General features: G+C 69.5%; 14 protein-coding genes. 11 read left to right on the top strand and 3 right to left on the bottom strand.

Translation table 11 applies throughout. The features are described 5' to 3' along the window. Positions 1-4 precede the first annotated feature (4 nt). Together LXT21_RS29775 and LXT21_RS29780 are read left to right on the top strand one after the other, a co-directional pair. Positions 5-2,641, top strand: coding sequence for an ATP-binding protein (locus LXT21_RS29775; RefSeq protein WP_323395130.1), 2,637 nt, complete (start codon positions 5-7; stop codon positions 2,639-2,641). A gap of 20 nt (positions 2,642-2,661) precedes the next feature. Beyond that, entirely contained in the window at positions 2,662-3,498 is an 837-nt protein-coding gene (locus tag LXT21_RS29780; protein ID WP_254041593.1) for a hypothetical protein, read from the top strand. Positions 3,499-3,505: 7 nt separating this feature from the next. Here LXT21_RS29780 and LXT21_RS29785 read toward each other — a convergent pair whose 3' ends face one another. Both LXT21_RS29785 and hemL read right to left on the bottom strand, forming a co-directional pair. Continuing rightward, positions 3,506-6,130: a serine/threonine protein kinase gene (locus LXT21_RS29785; protein ID WP_254041594.1), complete on the bottom strand. Its 2,625-nt coding sequence runs from the start codon at positions 6,128-6,130 to the stop codon at positions 3,506-3,508. Next, positions 6,114-7,409 (bottom strand): glutamate-1-semialdehyde 2,1-aminomutase, encoded by a 1,296-nt coding sequence (gene hemL, locus LXT21_RS29790; protein WP_254041595.1) that lies wholly within the window; start codon positions 7,407-7,409, stop codon positions 6,114-6,116. Before hemL ends, LXT21_RS29785 begins: the two co-directional genes overlap by 17 nt. Positions 7,410-7,660: 251 nt before the next feature. Here hemL and rraA point away from each other — a divergent pair, with 251 nt between their 5' ends. The 9 genes from rraA to LXT21_RS29835 all read left to right on the top strand — a co-directional run bounded on the left by rraA (position 7,661) and on the right by LXT21_RS29835 (position 16,595). Continuing rightward, positions 7,661-8,161 (top strand): ribonuclease E activity regulator RraA, encoded by a 501-nt coding sequence (gene rraA, locus LXT21_RS29795; protein ID WP_254041596.1) that lies wholly within the window; start codon positions 7,661-7,663, stop codon positions 8,159-8,161. Between the two features lie 372 nt (positions 8,162-8,533). After that, positions 8,534-9,781, top strand: a complete 1,248-nt coding sequence (locus LXT21_RS29800; protein WP_254041597.1) for an ABC transporter substrate-binding protein — start codon at positions 8,534-8,536, stop codon at positions 9,779-9,781. After that, positions 9,768-10,574: an ABC transporter ATP-binding protein gene (locus LXT21_RS29805; protein ID WP_074948513.1), complete on the top strand. Its 807-nt coding sequence runs from the start codon at positions 9,768-9,770 to the stop codon at positions 10,572-10,574. Before LXT21_RS29800 ends, LXT21_RS29805 begins: the two co-directional genes overlap by 14 nt. Positions 10,575-10,592: 18 nt before the next feature. Further along, entirely contained in the window at positions 10,593-11,363 is a 771-nt protein-coding gene (locus LXT21_RS29810) for an ABC transporter ATP-binding protein (protein ID WP_254041598.1), read from the top strand. Then, on the top strand, positions 11,360-13,180 hold the full coding sequence (locus LXT21_RS29815) for an AMP-dependent synthetase/ligase (RefSeq protein ID WP_254041599.1): 1,821 nt from the start codon (positions 11,360-11,362) through the stop codon (positions 13,178-13,180). The genes LXT21_RS29810 and LXT21_RS29815 overlap by 4 nt, the downstream gene beginning before the upstream one ends. Further along, complete coding sequence (locus LXT21_RS29820; RefSeq protein ID WP_254041600.1) at positions 13,177-14,070, top strand: branched-chain amino acid ABC transporter permease; 894 nt, start codon at positions 13,177-13,179, stop codon at positions 14,068-14,070. Before LXT21_RS29815 ends, LXT21_RS29820 begins: the two co-directional genes overlap by 4 nt. A 21-nt stretch (positions 14,071-14,091) precedes the next feature. Beyond that, entirely contained in the window at positions 14,092-15,180 is a 1,089-nt protein-coding gene (locus LXT21_RS29825) for a branched-chain amino acid ABC transporter permease (protein ID WP_254041601.1), read from the top strand. Positions 15,181-15,222: 42 nt separating this feature from the next. Continuing rightward, positions 15,223-16,140 (top strand): transporter, encoded by a 918-nt coding sequence (locus LXT21_RS29830; RefSeq protein WP_254041602.1) that lies wholly within the window; start codon positions 15,223-15,225, stop codon positions 16,138-16,140. A gap of 92 nt (positions 16,141-16,232) precedes the next feature. After that, a complete protein-coding gene (locus LXT21_RS29835; RefSeq protein WP_254041603.1) occupies positions 16,233-16,595 on the top strand; it encodes a hypothetical protein in 363 nt (120 codons plus the stop codon). 8 nt (positions 16,596-16,603) lie between these two features. Here LXT21_RS29835 and LXT21_RS29840 read toward each other — a convergent pair whose 3' ends face one another. After that, positions 16,604-17,698: a Zn-dependent alcohol dehydrogenase gene (locus LXT21_RS29840; RefSeq protein ID WP_254041604.1), complete on the bottom strand. Its 1,095-nt coding sequence runs from the start codon at positions 17,696-17,698 to the stop codon at positions 16,604-16,606. Positions 17,699-17,701 lie beyond the last annotated feature (3 nt).

Genomic DNA, 17,701 nt, shown 5'->3' on the forward strand with positions numbered 1-17,701 from the left:
TGCCGTGAATCCATCCCTCCGGGGCGGGGCCCCCTATGGCTCCTTCGACGAGATGTCCGTGGGCGTTTGCGTCATCCGCGAGCGCTGCTTCGTGTATGTGAATGACGCGCTGGGCATGTTGGTGGGCCACCCGCGAGAGACGCTGGTGGGCCGCCCGGCGACGCTCCTCCTGACGGAGTCGAGCGTGATGGAGGTCACCGAACGCCAGTCCCGTCGACTCCGCGGTGAGTCGGTCCCCAGCACCTATGAGGCCGCGCTGCGCACGGCCACCGGAGAGCGACAGGTGGAGATGACCCTCATCCCGAGCGGCCCGGACTGGGTGGCGCTGGTGCGCGACGTCACGTCCCGCAGTCAGCGCCGGGGCGTGCTGCAACGGCTGGCGGAGCTGGGCGCGGGGCTGCCCTCGCTGCGCACCGAGGGCGAGGTGCTGCGGCGAATGTTCGCCGGGCTGGAGGAGCTGGGGTTCGCCTTCGCGTGGCTGTCCCCCGAGGGCGAGGGAATCCGGCTGGGACAGACGTATGTCCCCGTCTCGCTGGTGCCGCCGGACGCGCGGAAGCTGAGCGGCCGGTGGGTACGGGACGTGGTGGGCCGCTGGCCGGCCATGCTGGCCCGGGCGTGGAAGGAGGGCTCGGCGTACTCCGAGGACTTGTCGGGGGAGGTCGGCCACTTCCTGGAGGGCGCGCTGGCGGAGGAGGCTCGCGGTGTCCTGTCGCGGGCGGGTCCGTCCCACACCGTCGCGGTGCGCATCGACGTGGAGGGTCGTCCCCGGGCGATGCTGGCCCTGGCGGGGGACTGGCTGCGCGAGGAGGAGCTCGCGCCGGTGCGGCTGTTCGGCGCGCAGGTGTCCGCGGCGCTCGACGCGGCGCTCACCATCTCCCGGCTGTCCGCGCAGAACAACGCGCTGGCGGCGCTCAACCGGCTGGCCTCGGAGGCGGCGTCGGCGCCCCACCCTCGCGCGTTCTTCGGTCCGGGCACGGAGGAGATCGTCGGGCTGGTCGCCTGTGACGCGGTGACCATCCTGCTGCCGCAGGACCACGGGATGGAGGTGACGTACGCGCGCGGGATGGACCTGGAGGAGGCGGACACGGAGCGCTTCGCGCGGCTGTGGCTCGCGGGCGGGCTGTGCACGCAGGCGCAGCAGGAGGGCGCGCCCCGGGTGCTGGAGACGCGCGAGTGCCCGGACGGCCTGCGCGAGGACCTGCAGCAGCGTGGCTTCCACACGGTGGTCATCATCGCCCTGCGCGTGCGCTCGCGCGGCGTGGGCACGCTGAGTGTCTTGTTCCGGGAGCCTCGGACGCTCACGCCGCTGGAGCTGGAGACGCTCCAGGCCATGGGCACGCACTTCGCCGCGGCCATCGAGACGCATCGCCTGTTGCAGGAGCTGCGCGGGCGCGCGGAGGACATGGCGCTGCTGCACGAGGTGGCGCGCGCGCTGGCCACCACGCTGGAGCTCGACAAGCTGCTCGCCACGGGCGTCACCAGCCTGGCGCGCATCATCGACACGCCGGATGCGTACGTGCTGATGCCGGACCCCTCGGGTGAGTGGCTGGAGGTGCGCGCGGTGAGCGGCAGCCACCCGGAGCTGCTCGGGCGGTGTCTGCCCGCGCGCGCGCCGGACAGCTCCGCGACGGGGCTGGCCTATCTGACGCGCGAGCTGCTCATGGTGGAGGAGGCCATCACCGATGTCCGGGTGGACCAGGACCTGCGCGAGAGCGCCTCCGCGCAGGCCTTCCTGATACTGCCGCTGGTGGTGCGCGAGCGGCCCGTGGGAGTGATGGTCGCGTCGGAGACCCGGCGCGCCCGGCGCTTCACGCCCGCGGAGGTGGAGCGGGCGAGCGCCATCGCCAACCAGCTCGCGCTGGCACTCGAGGGTGCCCGGCTGGTGGAGGACTTGAAGGACAGCTACGTGGAGCTGGCGCGGACGCAGGAGCAGCTGGTGCGCCGTGAGCGCCTGGCGGCCCTGGGTGAGCTGTCCGCGGTGGTGGCCCACGAGGTGCGAAACCCGCTGGGCGCCATCTTCAACTCGGTGGCCTCCATCCGGCGGATCCTCGGGCCGGACAGCCCCGCCGAGCCGCTGGTGGACATCGTCGCGGAGGAGGCGGACCGGCTCAATCGCATCGTCGCGGACCTGCTCACCTTCGCGCGGCCTCCCGCGCCACATCCGCACCCGGTGCCGCTGGCGCCGCTGGTGGAGGACGCGGTGCGCGGGGCGCTCGCGGAGTCTCCGGGCGCCGTGCGTGTGGAGCTGGACCTGGAGGAGGACGTGCCTCCGGTGACGGTGGACGAGCGGATGATGCGACAGGCCTTCCTCAACCTGGCCATCAACGCCATGCAGGCCATGCCCCAGGGAGGACGCCTGCGGGCCGCGGTGCGCAGGGCGGCCGGCGCGCCCGAGGTGATGGTGGAGTTCAGCGACACCGGCCCGGGCATCACCGCCGAGGTGCGCGCGCGCATCTTCGAGCCCTTCTTCACCACGAAGGCGAAGGGCACGGGGCTGGGGCTCGCGGTGGTGAAGCGCATCATCGAGTCACACCAGGGCCACCTCACCCTGGACTCGCAGCCCGGAAACGGCACGTGCTTCCGGCTCTACCTCCCGCTGGAGACACCCGCGTCCGCACGCCCGCTGCTCGCCGTTCCGTGACTCCTCGAGAAGGAAGGTCCATGCTCCGTCCTGTCGGCGTCCTGGTCGTGTTGCTGTGTCTCGGGAGCAACCCCGCTCGTGCGGAGCCACGCACGTCCTTGCGGTTCGTGAGTGAGTTGGGGTTCCTCGATGTGCTCTCGCACAGCCTGCGTCAGGGCAGGGATGGGACGCTGTTCCGCTACACGGAGGACGGAGGCCAGGACAACCTCTACACCTTCGTGCGGGTGTCGGCGGAGCTGACGCTCGGCAAGCGGCACACGGTGGGGTTCCTGGTGCAGCCGCTGCTGTTCGACACGGACGTGGTGCTGCGCCGCGACGTGCGCATCGACGCGCTCACCTTCCCCGAGGGGACCCCGCTGAACGTCCGCTACAGCTTCCCGTTCTATCGGGCCAGCTACCTGTTCGACCTGCTCGGGGTCTCCGAGGACGAGCTGGCCGTGGGTGTCTCGTTGCAGCTTCGCAACGCGAACTTCGTCTTCACGTCGGCGGATGGGACGCTGCGACGGGCGACTCGAGACGTGGGGCCGGTGCCGCTGCTCAAGGTGCGTGGGAAGTGGGCGCTGAGCGAGCGGTGGTGGCTGGGATTGGAGGCCGATGGGAGCTATGCGCCCACGGCCATCATCAACGGGGATGACAACTCGGACACCACGGGCGCGCTGCTGGATGCGTCGGTGCGCGGGGGGATTCGGGTGACGCCACAGGTGGAGGCCTTCCTCAACCTGCGCTACCTGGGTGGCGGCGCGCGCGGCGTGTCCGATGACAATGACGATGAGTTCGGAGACGGGTTCACCAGCAATTGGATCTCCACGGCCACGGTGAGCCTGGGCTTCAGCTACCGGATGGCGGTGACGGACTGACGCGGGCCTATCGCCACACCGTCATCCAGACCACGAGCAGGCCCACCAGGGCCGCGCCCACGAACAGCGCCAGGGCGAGCCCGAGTCGAGGCGCCTGGAGCCAACCTCCGGATGAGCGCTCGGGTTCGACGGTGGGCGCCTCGTCTTCTCCGGTGATGGCTCGGACCAGCTCCAGCCTGCGAGCCTCGATGGCCTGGGTGGCCACCGTCTGCGAGATGTCGATGCCGAAGCCCACCTGCGTCTCCCGTGGCGCGCGCCTGGGGTGCGTGCTCGGCATGGCGGGAGTCACGGTGTCCTCGGACCTGGGGGGACTGGCCCGCGCGGCGTGGGCTTGCTGCTCGATGGCCACCAGGACCTTCGCTGCATCGAGCGCCTCGGTGGCCTCGATGGAGGGTTTGGCCTTCGGGGGCTGAGGCGCGGCTCGCGGTGCCCCGGTGTCGACGCCGTATTGAGCGGTCCGCGACTCGATGGCTTCGGCATCGAACGGGAGGGTGATGGAGGGGTCGGCCGTCACCACACGCGGAGGCACGGCGACCGCGGTGGGCTCGTCCTCGTCGGCGAGTCGCCAGCCTTCTCCCTGCGCGGAGTCCGAACGGCTCGGAGTGGGGGGGATGGGGCCTCGCATCGCGAGGGTCGGCTCGTCGTCCCCGGGCCCTCCTGTGCGCCCCATACCGCGCATGGGTTCGGTGTCCGGCCCCGCGTGCCCCAAGCGGCGCCCATCGGTTTCCGTGCGCGTCGGTTCCTCGTCGCCAGGGCCTCGAGTTCCCTGCGTGGGAGTCGGCTCGTCAGCTCCGCGACCGGGTCTGCCAACAGCATGCGTCGGCTCATCATCGCCCGGCCCCGTGCTCCCTCGCCGAAGCGTCGGGACTTCGTCTCCGAGCCGAGGGTTCCCGCGCGCATGCATCAACTCGGCATCACTCGGCGACGCGCTCCCACCGCGAAGCGTGGGGATGTCGTCTACGAGCTCGGGCTTTCTGCTCGCGTGCGTCGGCTCATCGTCACCCGAGCCCACGCCTCCTCTGCGGAGTGTGGGGACGTCGTCGCCGAGCGCGGGCCGACCACTCGCGTGCGTCGCTTCATCATCACCAGGGCCCGCACCTCCTTCACGAAGCGTGGGGAGGTCATCTCCGCGCCCGGGCTTGCCACTCGCATGCGTCGGCTCGTCATCGCCGAGACTCGCTGAGCCTCCGACACGCACCGGCGCGATATCGAGGGTGCCCGTTCGCCCGCCCCGAAGCGTGGGCGCTTCATCCGCGCGCCCGGGCCTACCCCTCGCACGCGTCGGCTCGTCGTCGCCCGGACCTGCTGAACCACCGAGACGCGACGGCTCGATGCCACTCACGCCCGTGCGACCGCCCCGGAGCGTGGGCACCTCATCGCCGCGCCCAGGTCTGCCCATCGCGTGCGTCGGCTCGTCATCGCCGATGCCCGTCCGCTCACGAATCGTCGCGTCGCCGCCCGACCTCGCGACCCCACCGCGCTCACGAATCGTCTCGTCGTCGTCGGCCGTCGGCGCGGGGCCCACCTGGACCCGCTCGGACGGGACGAAGTCATCCGGCGTGTAGATGGCGTTGTGCTCGAACGCGAGCGCCGTCGGCGGCGCCAGGGTGGCCACGAGCTGCGGCTCGGTGTTCGTGCGCTTCGCCTCCTCGCGAAGCAACTCCTCGAGCAGCGCCTCCTCCGCCTTCTTCTCTCGTGGGAAGACCAGCGCCAACAGCTTCCCGAGCGCCGCGTCCCCAACCCCAGGCGCGAGCTTCGCCTTCAAGCGCGCCAGCTCCGCGCCCATCGCCGCCGCGTCCGGGAAGCGCTGCGCCGGCTCGGACGTCAGCGCCTTCGCCAGGAACGCCTCGATGCTCGACGGCAACCCCTGTCGATGCTTCCCCGCGGGCTCCCACTGCGGATACGCCGCGCGCCGCCACCGCTCCACCGGGTCTCCCCGCTGTGACAACGGCTTCCACGCGAACAACTCCCACAACAACACGCCCACCGCGTACACGTCCGCGCGCCGGTCCACGAAGCGCTTCCGCGCCTGCTCCGGCGACATGTACGTCAGGTTCCCAATCACCACCCGGGGCGCCGTCTGCTGCTCCTTCAGCGTGGACTGCGCCGCGCCGAAGTCGATGATCTTCACCTCGCCCGCGTAGCTGATGCACACGTTCGCCGGAGACAAGTCCCGGTGCACCAGATGCAACGGGTGCCCCTCCGCGTCCGTCGCGTCGTGCGCGTACGCCAATCCCTCACACAGCCGCTCGCCCAGGTGCAGCACGATGCCCAACGGCATCATCCGCGCGAGCTGCCGCAGCCGATACGACAGGCGGCTGAGCGTCTTGCCGCGCACGTACTCCATCGACAGGTAGAGCTGCCCCTCGACCTCGCCCATCGCATACACCCGGGCGATGTTCGGGTGCGCCAGCCGCACCACCACCCGGGCCTCGTCGCGGAAGCGCCCCACGAACTGGGGGCTCTCCATCAACTGAGGCAGGACCTTCTTCACCACACAGGCGCGCCGAGGCCCCTCCTCGCGCGCGAGGAAAACCTCCCCCATCCCCCCGGCGCCGATGCGGCGCACCAGGGTGTAGGGACCGAAACGAACGGGCCCCTCCAGGGGCGGAGGCTCAACCGGTCTGGCCAAGCGAGCGGAAGGCCTTTCTCGCGGCTCCCAGCACGTGCGCCACCTCCGCCTCGCCCATCGCCAACGAGACGAAGGCCGCTTCGAACTGGCTCGGCGGCAGATACACGCCCGCATCCAACATGGCGTGGAAGAAGCGTCCGAAGCGCCCCGTGTCCGACGTCTTCGCGCTCGTGTAGTCAAACACCGGCTGCTCGGTGAAGAACACCGTCAGCATGCTGCCCACGCGGTTGACGGTGACGGGCACCCCCGCCTCCTTCGCCTCCGCGATGAAGCCCTCCTCCAACATCCGGCTCACCTGCTCCAGCCGCGCGTACGTCCCCGGCGCCGCCAGCGCCTTGAGGCACGCGAGCCCCGCCGCCACCGCCACCGGGTTCCCCGACAGCGTGCCCGACTGGTACACCGGCCCGGCCGGCGCCACCTTGCGCATGATGTCCGCGCGACCACCGTAGGCGCCCAGCGGCATGCCGCCGCCAACCACCTTGGCCATCGTCGTCAGGTCCGGCTTCAGCCCGTACAGCTCCTGCGCCCCGCCGCGCGCCAGCCGGAAGCCCGTCATCACCTCGTCGAGCACCAGCAGCACGCCGTGCTTCTGACACAGCGCCTGCAGGCCCTGCAGGTACCCCTGCTTGGGCACCAGCACGCCCATGTTGCCCACCACCGGCTCGATGATGGCGCAGGCGATGTCCTGGCCCTTCTCCTCGAAGATGCGCTCCACCGCGGCCAGGTCGTTGAAGGGCGCGGTGAGCGTGAGCTTCGCCAGCGCCGCCGGCACGCCCGGCGAGTCCGGCAGGCCCAGCGTCTCCACGCCGCTGCCCGCCTTCACCAGGAACGGGTCTCCGGCGCCGTGGAAGCAGCCCTCGAACTTGAGGATGTGCTCGCGGCCGGTGAAGCCACGCGCCACGCGGATGGCGGCCACGGTGGCCTCGGTGCCGCTGGACACCAGCCGCACCATCTCCACCGCCGGCATCGTCGCGCAGATGAGCTCCGCGAACTCCACCTCGCCCGCGTGCGGCGCGCCGAACGACGAGCCGCGACGGGCCGACTCGATGATGGCCTCGACGATGGGCGGGTAGGCGTGGCCGAGGATGAGCGGCCCCCAGCTCCCCACCAGGTCGACGTAGCGGTTGCCGTCCACGTCGGTGAGCCAGGCGCCCGAGCCCTCGCGGAAGAAGACGGGGTCTCCTCCGACGCCACGGAAGGCGCGCACCGGGGAGTTCACTCCGCCCGGGATGCGCGCCTGCGCGCGGGCGAACAGGGACTGGCTGTGAGCGTGATTCATGGAGGTTCCATAGCACGCGGCGCGAGGCGAGCCTCCCTCCGAGTGGCGCGCCTCCATGCCCGCCCCTTCTGCGGCCCATCGACCGCCAGCCCCAGGGCCGCCCGCGTTGACCCGTCGTCAACGTATCCCCGGGGAATCACACCAGAACGCACATCGGCGTGACGCCGATGTCCCGGGGACTGGACATGGTGGTGATACAGCGCTGTGACGACGACGGCCCCCGAGGCCACCCTTCCCAGGAGAGCAGACCCATGGACTTCAAGACGGCGGACCTGTGTGACACGCACGCGGGCACGGCCCACTTCCAGGTCGCCGAGCCCGGCTTCATCGACTTCGGCGGGCGCACCATGTTCACCGGCCCCATCAGCACGGTGCGCGCCCCCGAGGACAACTCCCTGGTGCGCAAGGCCCTGGAGGAGAAGGGCAACGGCCGGGTGCTCGTGGTGGATGGCGGTGGCAGTCGTCGCTGCGCGCTGGTGGGGGACCAGCTGGCGCTGCTCGCGCAGCAGAACGGCTGGGCGGGCGTGGTGGTGAACGGCTGCATCCGTGATTCGGAGGAAGTGGGCCGCATGGCGCTCGGCGTGAAGGCGCTGGGCACGCATCCGCTCAAGAGCTTCAAGCGCAACGAGGGCCAACGCGACGTCGAGGTGCGCTTCGCGGGTGTCACCTTCCGCCCCGGCCACCACCTCTACGCGGACGCGGATGGCATCGTCACGTCGGAGACCGCGCTGCCGGAGTCGTCGCTGGACTGAAGCGCTCCGCCGCGCGCGAGACACGTGGCTTTCCACCTCGTGGGAACCCGCCACGCCCGGAGGGGCCACGTGTTCGATGGACTGGGAGGACCGCCATCGACGCGTGTCCCCGTCCGCCCCTCCTGACAAAGCACATCCAGACTGCGCGCCGCGGCCTTGCGCGTTGCAGCATCCGCCCGAGACATTTCGCCGTGCGAAACACAGTCAAAACACCCCATCGAGAAGTTCCGCCCTGCGAAATCCAGCCATCGAATTACCGGTGACTGTCTTTTCTCTTCCGAGCGAGTGTGGTTACTGTGCCGCCACGAATCTGACGGGGAGGTTGCGATGCAACGGCTCGTGGTCGGACTCCTGGCGACAGCTTTCTGTTTGATGGCTTGCAAGAAGGACGAAGCGCCGACGCCGGAGGGCACGCAGACGCGTCCCGCCGCCGCGTCGGACATCAAGACAGACAAGGGTGTCGACCTGGAGAAGAAGGTCGTCTACATCGGCGCGCTCAACGACGAGAGCGGTCCTGGCGCCGCCATCGGCAAGCCCTTCGCCGCGGGCAAGCGGCTGCTCGCGAGGCAGGTGAACGCGGGTGACTCGGGGCTGTTGCCGCCAGGCTGGCGCGTGGAGCTGGTGGAGCGCGACCACGCCTACAACCCGCAGAACGCGGTGCAGGCGTACAGCGACATCCACGAGCAGGTGTTGTTCCTGGGCACCAGCTTCGGCACGCCCAACACCCTGCCCCTGCGCGACAAGCTCACCGCGGACAACCTGGTCGCGTTCCCCGCGTCGCAGTCCTCGGAGATGGCGCGGCACCAGTACACACCGCCCATCGGCGCGTCCTACAAGCTGGAGGCGATGCGCGCGCTCGACTGGGCGGTGGAGCACGCGGGCGGCGCGGACAAGGTGAAGGCCGCCATCGTCGCCCAGGGCGACGACTACGGGAAGGACGGACTGGAGGGGTGGACGGAGGCCGCGAAGCACCACGGCGTCACCGTCGTCTCGCAGCAGAGCGTGGCGCCGGGCCAGAAGGACTTCGCCGCCGTCGTCACCGCGCTCCAGCAGTCCGGCGCCAACTACGTGCTGCTCACGGTGCTGCCCGGGGCCTCCGGTCCCATCCTCGGCACCGCCGCGCAGCTCAAGTATCAGCCCACTTGGATTGGACAGACGCCCGCGTGGGTGGACCGCTTCTTCGACCCGAAGGTCATCCCCGCGCCCGTCTTCGCGAACTTCTACTGGGCCACCGGGCTCACCTTCTGGGGTGATGACGTGCCAGGCATGAAGGACTTCGTCGCGCTGCACGCGAAGTACCCGGACACGCCGAAGGACTTCTACACGCTGGCGTCCTACGTCCAGGGCCGCGTGCAGTTGGAGGCGCTGAAGGCCGCCATCGAGGCGAAGGACGTCACGCGCGCCGGCTACCTCAAGGCGCTCAAGAACATCCAGCGCACCACCGCGGGCGGCATGACGGCGGAGCCGGTGGACCTGTCCCGCTTCCCCTACGCGACGGCCCTGGAGGTGCGGGTGCTCAAGCCCGTGTTGGACCAGGGCAGTTGGAGCGTCATCGCGGGCTACGCGCCGCCCAAGGCGCTGGGCACGCCCGCCGCGAAGGCCGCCGATGACAGCAAGTAGTCCTCCCCTGCTGCGCGTGCAGAACCTCCAGGTCGTCTACCACTCGGCGGTGCGTGCCTTGCGAGGCATCACCCTGGAGGTCCCCCACCAGGGCGTGGTGGCCCTCCTCGGCCCCAACGGCGCGGGCAAGTCCACCGCGCTGCGCGCCATCAGTGGCCTGTTGGATTTGCACGACGGCGCCATCACCCAGGGCCGCGTGGAGTTGTCCGGGAGGGATTTGCTGGCCCTGTCCACCGATGGCCGTGTGCACGCGGGCGTGGTGCAGGTGCTCGAGGGCCGGCGCATCCTCGGCGAGCTGTCCGTGGAGGAGAACCTGCTCGCGGGCGGCTTCGGCATGGGCGCACAGGCGCGCAAGGAGCTGGTCGAGTCCGCCTACTCGCGCTTCCCCGTGCTGCGCGAGCGGCGGCGACAGAAGGCGGGCTACCTCTCCGGCGGTGAGCAGCAGCTGCTCGCCATCTGTCGAGGGTTGATGCGCAGGCCCCGGGTGCTGTTGTTGGACGAGCCGTTCCTGGGCCTGTCGCCGAAGGCGGTGGGCGAGGTGTCGGAGCTGATTCAGCGCATCGCCGCCGAGGGGGTGTCGGTGCTGCTCGTCGAGCAGAACGCGCGCGTGGCGTTGGGCATGGCCAGCCACGGGTACGTGCTGGAGACGGGCAAGGTGGTGTTGGACGGTCCCGCCGAGAAGCTGCGCGAGGACCCGGACGTGCAGGAGTTCTACCTGGGCTTCGGCCGCGAGGGGCAGCGCGGCTACCACGAGCTGAAGCGCTACCGCCGCAAGCGTCGCTGGCTGTCGTGAAACCGTGAAGGGTGAAGCATGGCATTGCTGGAGCTCGACGACGTGGGCCTGTCCTTCTCCGGGGTGCGAGCCCTGGATGGAGTCTCGTTCTGCATCGAGGCCGGCGCGCTGCACGCCGTGATTGGTCCCAACGGCGCGGGCAAGAGCAGCCTCTTCAACTGCGTCAGCGGCATCCACCGCCACATGGAGGGGCACGTGCGATTGGAGGGACAGGCGCTCACGGGCCTGGAGCCACCGGAGATTGCCCGTCGCGGCGTGTCGCGGATGTTCCAGAACCTGGCGCTCTTCGAGCACCTCACGGTGCTGGAGAACCTGCTGCTCGGCCGACATCCGAAGTACCGCACGGGGCTCTTGCGTCACCTGTTCTGGACGCGCGGCGCGAGGCAGGAGGAAGTCCGTCATCGCGAGAAGGCCGAGGAGGTCATCAACTTCCTCTCGCTGGAGCACTACCGGTGGATGCCCGTGTCGGTGCTGCCCTACGGCATCCGCAAGCGCGTGGAGCTGGGCCGCGCGCTGTGCATGGAGCCGAAGCTGCTGCTCCTGGACGAGCCCACCGCCGGGCTCAACCAGGAGGAGACCGAGGACATGGCCAACCACCTGCTCGACATCCGTCACGAGCTGGGGGTGACACAGGTGCTCATCGGCCACGAGCTGCGCTTCGTGATGGACCTGGCCACGCAGGTGACGGTGCTGGACCGCGGTCGCGTCATCGCGAACGGGCCGCCCTCGGCGCTGCGTGAGGACTCGCGCGTGCTCAGCGCCTATGTCGGCGGGGCGGTGGCGGCATGAGCACGGCGTTGCCGCTGAGCCTGCCGGGCCAGCTCTACCTGCGCGCGGAGCAACACCCGAACGCGGTGGCCATCCGAGAGAAGCGCCTGGGCCTCTGGCGGGAGCTGTCCTTCCAGGGCTACCTGGAGCGCGTCGGGTGGACGGCGAGGATGTTGTGGGAGCTGGGCGTGCGCGCCGGGGACTCGGTGGCCATCCTCAGCGACAACCGGCCCGAGTGGCTGTTCACGGACCTGGGCGCGCAGGTGGTCGGCGCGCGCGGCGTGGGCATCTACCAGACGAACCCCGCCGCGGACGTGGCGTACATCCTCAACGACGCGCGCTGTCGCGTCGTGCTCTGCGAGGACCAGGAGCAGTACGACAAGGTGGCCGCCGTCGCCGGCGAGACGCCCTCCGTCGAGCACGTGCTCGTCGTCGAGCCGAGGGGCCTGCGCGGCGTGGAGGACTCGCGGCTGCGCCTCTGGGAGCGCTTCCTGGAGGAAGGCCGCGCGCTGCTGGAGCGGGAGCCCGAGTGGCTGAAGGCCCAGCTCGCGGCGCGCAGTCCGGATGAGCCGGCGATGGTCATCTACACCTCGGGCACCACGGGTTCACCGAAGGGCGCGCTCGTCTCCAGCCGCAACATGCTCGAGGGCTCGGCGACGTTCACCTCCCAGCTCGGGTTGGGACAGGAGGACAGCGTCGTCTCGTACCTGCCGCTGTGTCACGTCGCGGAGAAGCTGTTCAGCCTGCTGTTGCCCCTGGTCGTCGGGGGACAGGTCCACTTCGGTGAGGCGCTGGAGACGGTGCAGCAGGACGTGGCCGAGGTGTCCCCGACGGTGTTCCTGGGTGTGCCGCGCATCTGGGAGAAGATGCACGCGGTGGTGATGGTGAAGATGCGCGACGCCTCGTGGCTCAAGCGCACCTTGTTCGAGACCTTCACTCGCCTGGGCGCTGGGATTCGCGAGCGCGAGCGGACAGGACAGCGGCGCTGGTGGGACGCGCTCGTGTGGCGCGTGGGCGACTTGCTCGTCTACCGCCCGCTCCAGGAGCGACTGGGGCTGAGGCGTTGCCGCTTCCCCATCTCCGGCGCGGCGCCCATCTCCCCGGAGCTGCTCGCCTGGTACGACAGCGTGGGCGTCCGCATCTACGAGGGCTACGGGCAGACGGAGAGCGCGGGCACCAGCCACCTCAACATCCCGGGCGCGACGCGGCTGGGCACCGTGGGACGTCCGGTGCCCGGCGTGGAGTGCCGGCTGGACGAGGACGGCGAGGTGCTGGTGCGCGGCAGCAACGTGTTCCTCGGCTACCTCAACAAGCCGGAGGCCACCGCGGAGGTGCGTGACGCGCAGGGCTGGCTGCGCACCGGAGACTTGGGCGAAATCGACGCGGACGGGTATCTGCGCATCACCGGCCGCAAGCGCGAAATCCTCATCACCTCCGGCGGGAAGAACCTGTCGCCCGAGCGCATCCAGAACGCGCTGAAGAACAGCCCGTACATCAAGGAAGCGGTGGCCATCGGGGACAGGCGGCCGTTCGTCACCGCGCTGGTGCAGGTGGACCCGGAGACGGTGGCGGACTGGGCGCTGCGCCGCAAGCTGGCCTTCACCTCATACACGGACCTCACGCAGCGGCCCGAGGTGCGCAAGCTCGTCGAGGAGGAGGTCACGCGCGCGAACGAGACGCTGGCGCGCGTGGAGCAGGTGCGGACGTTCCGACTGCTCGAGCGCGAGATGACGCAGGACGCGGGCGAGGTGACGGCGTCCCTCAAGGTGCGCCGCAAGGCGGTGCTCGAGCTGCACGCCAAGCTGGTGGACGAGATGTACGCGAGGACACGCGAATGACGCAGCTTCTGCAGCTCGGCATCTCCGGACTGGCGCTCGGGGCGAGCTACGCGCTCATCGCCCTGGGCTTCTCCGTGGTGTATCGGGCCTCCCGACTCTTCAACTTCGCGCACGGCGAGCTGCTCGCGCTGGGTGCGTTCCTGATGACGGCGCTCGTGGAGGTGCTGCCCTGGTGGCTGGCGCTCACCGCGTCCGCGTGCCTCACCGGCGGACTGGCCGCGCTCCTGGAGCGCACGGTGCTGCGCCGCATGGTGGGGCGCCCTGTGTTCACCACCATCATCCTGACGCTGTTCCTGGGGCTGCTGCTGCGCGCGGGCATCGTCATCGCGTTCGGCACGGACACGCGCGGCATGCCCACGCCGTGGGACGCGATGGCGGAGGTGCAGGTGGGCAACGCCACCGTGCTGCTGTCCTCACTCGTGTCACTGGGCGCGACGACGGTGGTGCTGGTGGGGATGCACGCGCTGGTGCAGCGAACCCCGCTGGGCGTGGCGATGCGCGCGGCGAGCGAGAACCAGGAGGTGGCGCTGGTGCTGGGGATTCCGGTGGGCCGGGTGCTCGGCTTCACGTGGTTCCTGGCGGGAGCGACGGCGGCGGTGGCGGGTGTGTTCCTGGGGATGTTCCCGCGCTCGGTGGATTCGAACCTGGGCTACGTGGCGTTGAGAGCGTTCCCCGCCATCATCGTCGGCGGGCTGGAGTCGGTGGTGGGCGCGGTGGTGGCCGCGTTCATGCTGGGGCTCTTGGAGGTGCTGTCCCAGGCGTATGTGAATCCGCACCTGGGCGCCTTCGGGCACAACCTCCACGCCGTCTTCCCCTACGCCGCGATGATTCTGTTCCTGGTCTTGCGTCCGCGCGGGCTGTGGGGCGAGCACGAGGTGCGCCGCGTCTGACGACGCGCGCGAGACGACATCATGCCAACGCGCCCCTTGGTGATTCGGTACGAGGACGACCTGAAGCTCTTTCCCGGCCTGTGGCAGCGGGCGGGGCTGCTGCTGACATGGGCCGTGGGGTTGAGCTACCCGTGGCTGGTGAGCACGCGGTGGCTCACGGTGGGCAACCTGGGATTGGTGGCCATCGTGGGCGCCGCGTCGCTGATGGTGCTCACGGGCTTCGCGGGACAGGTGAGCCTGGGGCACGCGGCGTTCCTGGCGCTGGGCGCGTACACGGCGGCGGTGCTCGGCACGAAGCTGGGGTGGCCGTTCTGGTTGGCGTTGCCGCTGGCGGGCTGCGTGTCCGCGCTCGTGGGCGTGGTGATTGGCGCGTTCGCGTTGCGGCTCAAGGGGCTGTACCTGGCCATCGTCACGCTGGGCCTGGTGTTCCTGACGCAGCACGTGTTGCTGGCGTATCCGGAGGTGACGAGCGGGCTGAGCGGGACGGCGGTGCCGATGTACTGGTGGTTCCGCGACGAGACAGGCGCGGCGGCGTCGATGAGCACCGCGTGGAGCGTGGGCGGCGTGCGCTTCGGCTTCGAGCGCAAGCTGTACTTCCTCTTCGCGGGGCTCGCCGCGTTCACGGTGTGGCTGACGAAGAACCTCCAGCGCTCGGACAGTGGCAGGGCGATGATGGCGGTGCGGGACCAGGACCTGGCGGCGGAGGTGCTGGGGGTGGGGACGACGCGGGCGAAGCTGCAGGCGTTCGGCGTGTCGTCGTTCCTGGCGGGCATCGCGGGGGCGATGTTCGCGTTCCAGCAGCAATACATCACGGTGGAGCCGCCGTTCGATTTGAACCTCTCCATTCAGTACATCGCGATGATTGTGCTGGGCGGGGTGGGCACGGTGTTCGGCGCCGTCAGCGGCGCGCTCGCGTTCACGTTCCTGAGCCCGTTGGCGGAGACGGTGGGCGGCGCGATTCCCTTCGTGAACCAGCTCACGTCCGCGCAGCAGTCGACGGTGCTGCTGTCGCTGGTGGTGGTGTTGGTGCTGGTGCTCGAGCCCCTGGGGCTCTTCGGCGTGTGGCTGCGGGTCCGCCGGTACTTCCAGGCGTGGCCGTTCCGTTACTGACGCAAATCGTATCGAAGACGTTCCTCGAGGGAGGGAATCACCATGAAGCGCATGCTGCTCAGTGTCCTGTTCGCAGTGCTGTTCTCGGCCACCGGGGCCCAGGCCCAGCAGGCGGACCTGCGTGACTACGAGGCGGGATTTTTCGTCCCGCACCGGGGCATCATCACCAACATGTATCTGCGTCACGTCTCCGCGTCCGGCGAGCGTGACTTCTCACAACTCCAAGCGGCCTTCCGCGCCACGTACGTGCTCAAGTTCGGTGACCTGGTGGTGGTGCCGTTGGATTTGAGCCTGCCGGTAGTGGACGTGACGGTGTTCCAGGGAAACCCGGCGGCGCCCTCGGGGCCGAAGACGGCGCTGCGCGCCTCGGGCGTGGGGGATGTGACGTACATCCCGACCATTGGATATGGGTTGGTGCAGAACGCGGAGGACAACACGCACACGTGGTTCGCGCTCACGCCGTACGTCACCGTGCCGGTGGGCAGCTATGACAGCAACCGGCTGGTGAACATCGGCGCGAACCGGTGGGTGGTGCGTCCGCAGCTGGTCGCGGGACAGCGCTTCAAGAAGATCTTCACGGCGGAGCTGATGGGCAGCGTGGCGTTCCAGGGTGACAACGACGAGTTCCTGATTCCGAGCGCGGAGGGTGGCTCGAAGGTGGTGATGAGCCAGGCGCCATCGTTCGGCGGCATCTTCCATCTGGGCATGGACCTGTCCTCCACGTTCTTCACGGGCGCGGGCTACATCGTCGAGGCGTCGGGGAAGCGCACCATCGACACGCCGGCGGGAGAGCTGGAGATCGCCAAGAGCACCACGGTGCAGTCGCTGCGGCTGACGATGGGCATCCGGCTGGAGAAGGCCTCCACGCTGATGCTCCAGTTCCAGCCGGACGTCGCCGCGTCCGAGGGCGTGACGAAGAGCCAGTTCATCGGCGCTCGGTTCACGCACGTGTTCTTCTAGGGCGGGTGGGAATCAGTGTGGCACCAGTGGGCTCGATGCCTTGCCCCTGGTGCCCATACCGCCGGGCGGCATAGCGTCGGTCGTGGGACCCCATGACGACCCAGTACCAGGAACTCCTCGACGAGCTCGGACGACGTCTCGAAGCCAGGGGCTTCCGCATCCTGAGACGAACCTATTTCGTTCCCTCAGGCATTCTCGTCACCACGCAGCCCAAACGTGCGGCATTCGAGACGGCATCAAGTGATAGCGAGTCCAATCCAGCCGACTTCTGGTACTTCGACAGGGCAGTCTATCTGCACCACCACAAGGGCCAGTGGGAGGCGCGGACTGGAAAACATGGCGGCCCCGATTGGGTGCGTCGCACGGAAACCCTTGATGCATTGGAGTCATGCGCGCTCGAGGCCCTGGGAGCCTCCAAGGTCCCCCCAGGGCCGGAATGGCACGTAGCCGACTGAGTGCCCCGTCAGAACAGGACCACGCCCCGGGCATTCACTCCGTTCTTCATGTCCGTGAAGGCCCGGTCGAGCTGGTCCAGCGTGTACGTCGTCGTCACCAACTCATCCAGCTTGAGCCTCTTCTGCTTGTAGAGGTCCAGCAGCCGAGGCATGTCGCGGTGCACGTCCGCCGTGCCGAACCAGGAGCCGAGCAGCCGCTTCTCGAACAGCGGTAGCACGAAGACGTTGAGGGAGATCTGCTCCTTCACGCTCCCCACGCCGACGACGACGCACGTGCCCGCCTTGCGCGTGCACTGGTAGGCCTGCTCGATGGTCTCCTTGCGGCCCACCGCTTCGTACGCATAGTCCGCGCCTCGCCCTCGCGTCAGCTCGCGGATGCCCACCACCGGGTCCACGCTCGTCGCGTCGATGACGTCCGTCGCGCCGAACACCTTGGCGAACTCCAGCTTCTTCGGGTGCACGTCCACCGCGATGATTCGCTCGGCGCCGGCAATCACCGCACCCTGGATGATGTTCAACCCCACGCCGCCCGTGCCGAACACCGCCACCGTGGCCCCTGGCGGCATCTGCGCCGTGTTGAACACCGCCCCCACGCCCGTCGTCACCGCGCAGCCCACCAGCGCCGCCTTGTCGAGCGGCGCATCCTCGGGGAGCTTCACCGCCGCCCTCGCCGGCACCACCGCGTACTCCGACAGCGCTCCCAGCGCGGAGAACACGTTCAGCTCCCGCGAGTCCTTGCGCAGCCGCGTGCTCCCGTCCGGCATCCGGTTGCCCGCGTTGATGCGCTCGCCGAGCTCGCACAGGTTCGGCCGTTGGATGCGACAGAAGTAGCACTCGCCACACTGCGCCACCCACGAGAGGACGACCTTGTCCCCCTTCCGCAGATGGGTGACCTCCTCCCCCACTTCCTCGACGATGCCCGCGCCCTCGTGCCCCAACACACAGGGCAGCTTCATCTTCACCGTGCCGTTCACCACCGACAGGTCCGTGTGACAGACGCCACAGGCGACCATGCGGACGAGCACCTCGCGCGCCTGCGGCGGCTCGAAGCTCACGTCGGTGACGGTCAGCACGTCCTTCTCGAAACACACCGCGGCCTTCATGGG

This window comes from Myxococcus guangdongensis (assembly GCF_024198255.1).
Taxonomy (GTDB): Bacteria; Myxococcota; Myxococcia; order Myxococcales; family Myxococcaceae; genus Myxococcus; species Myxococcus guangdongensis.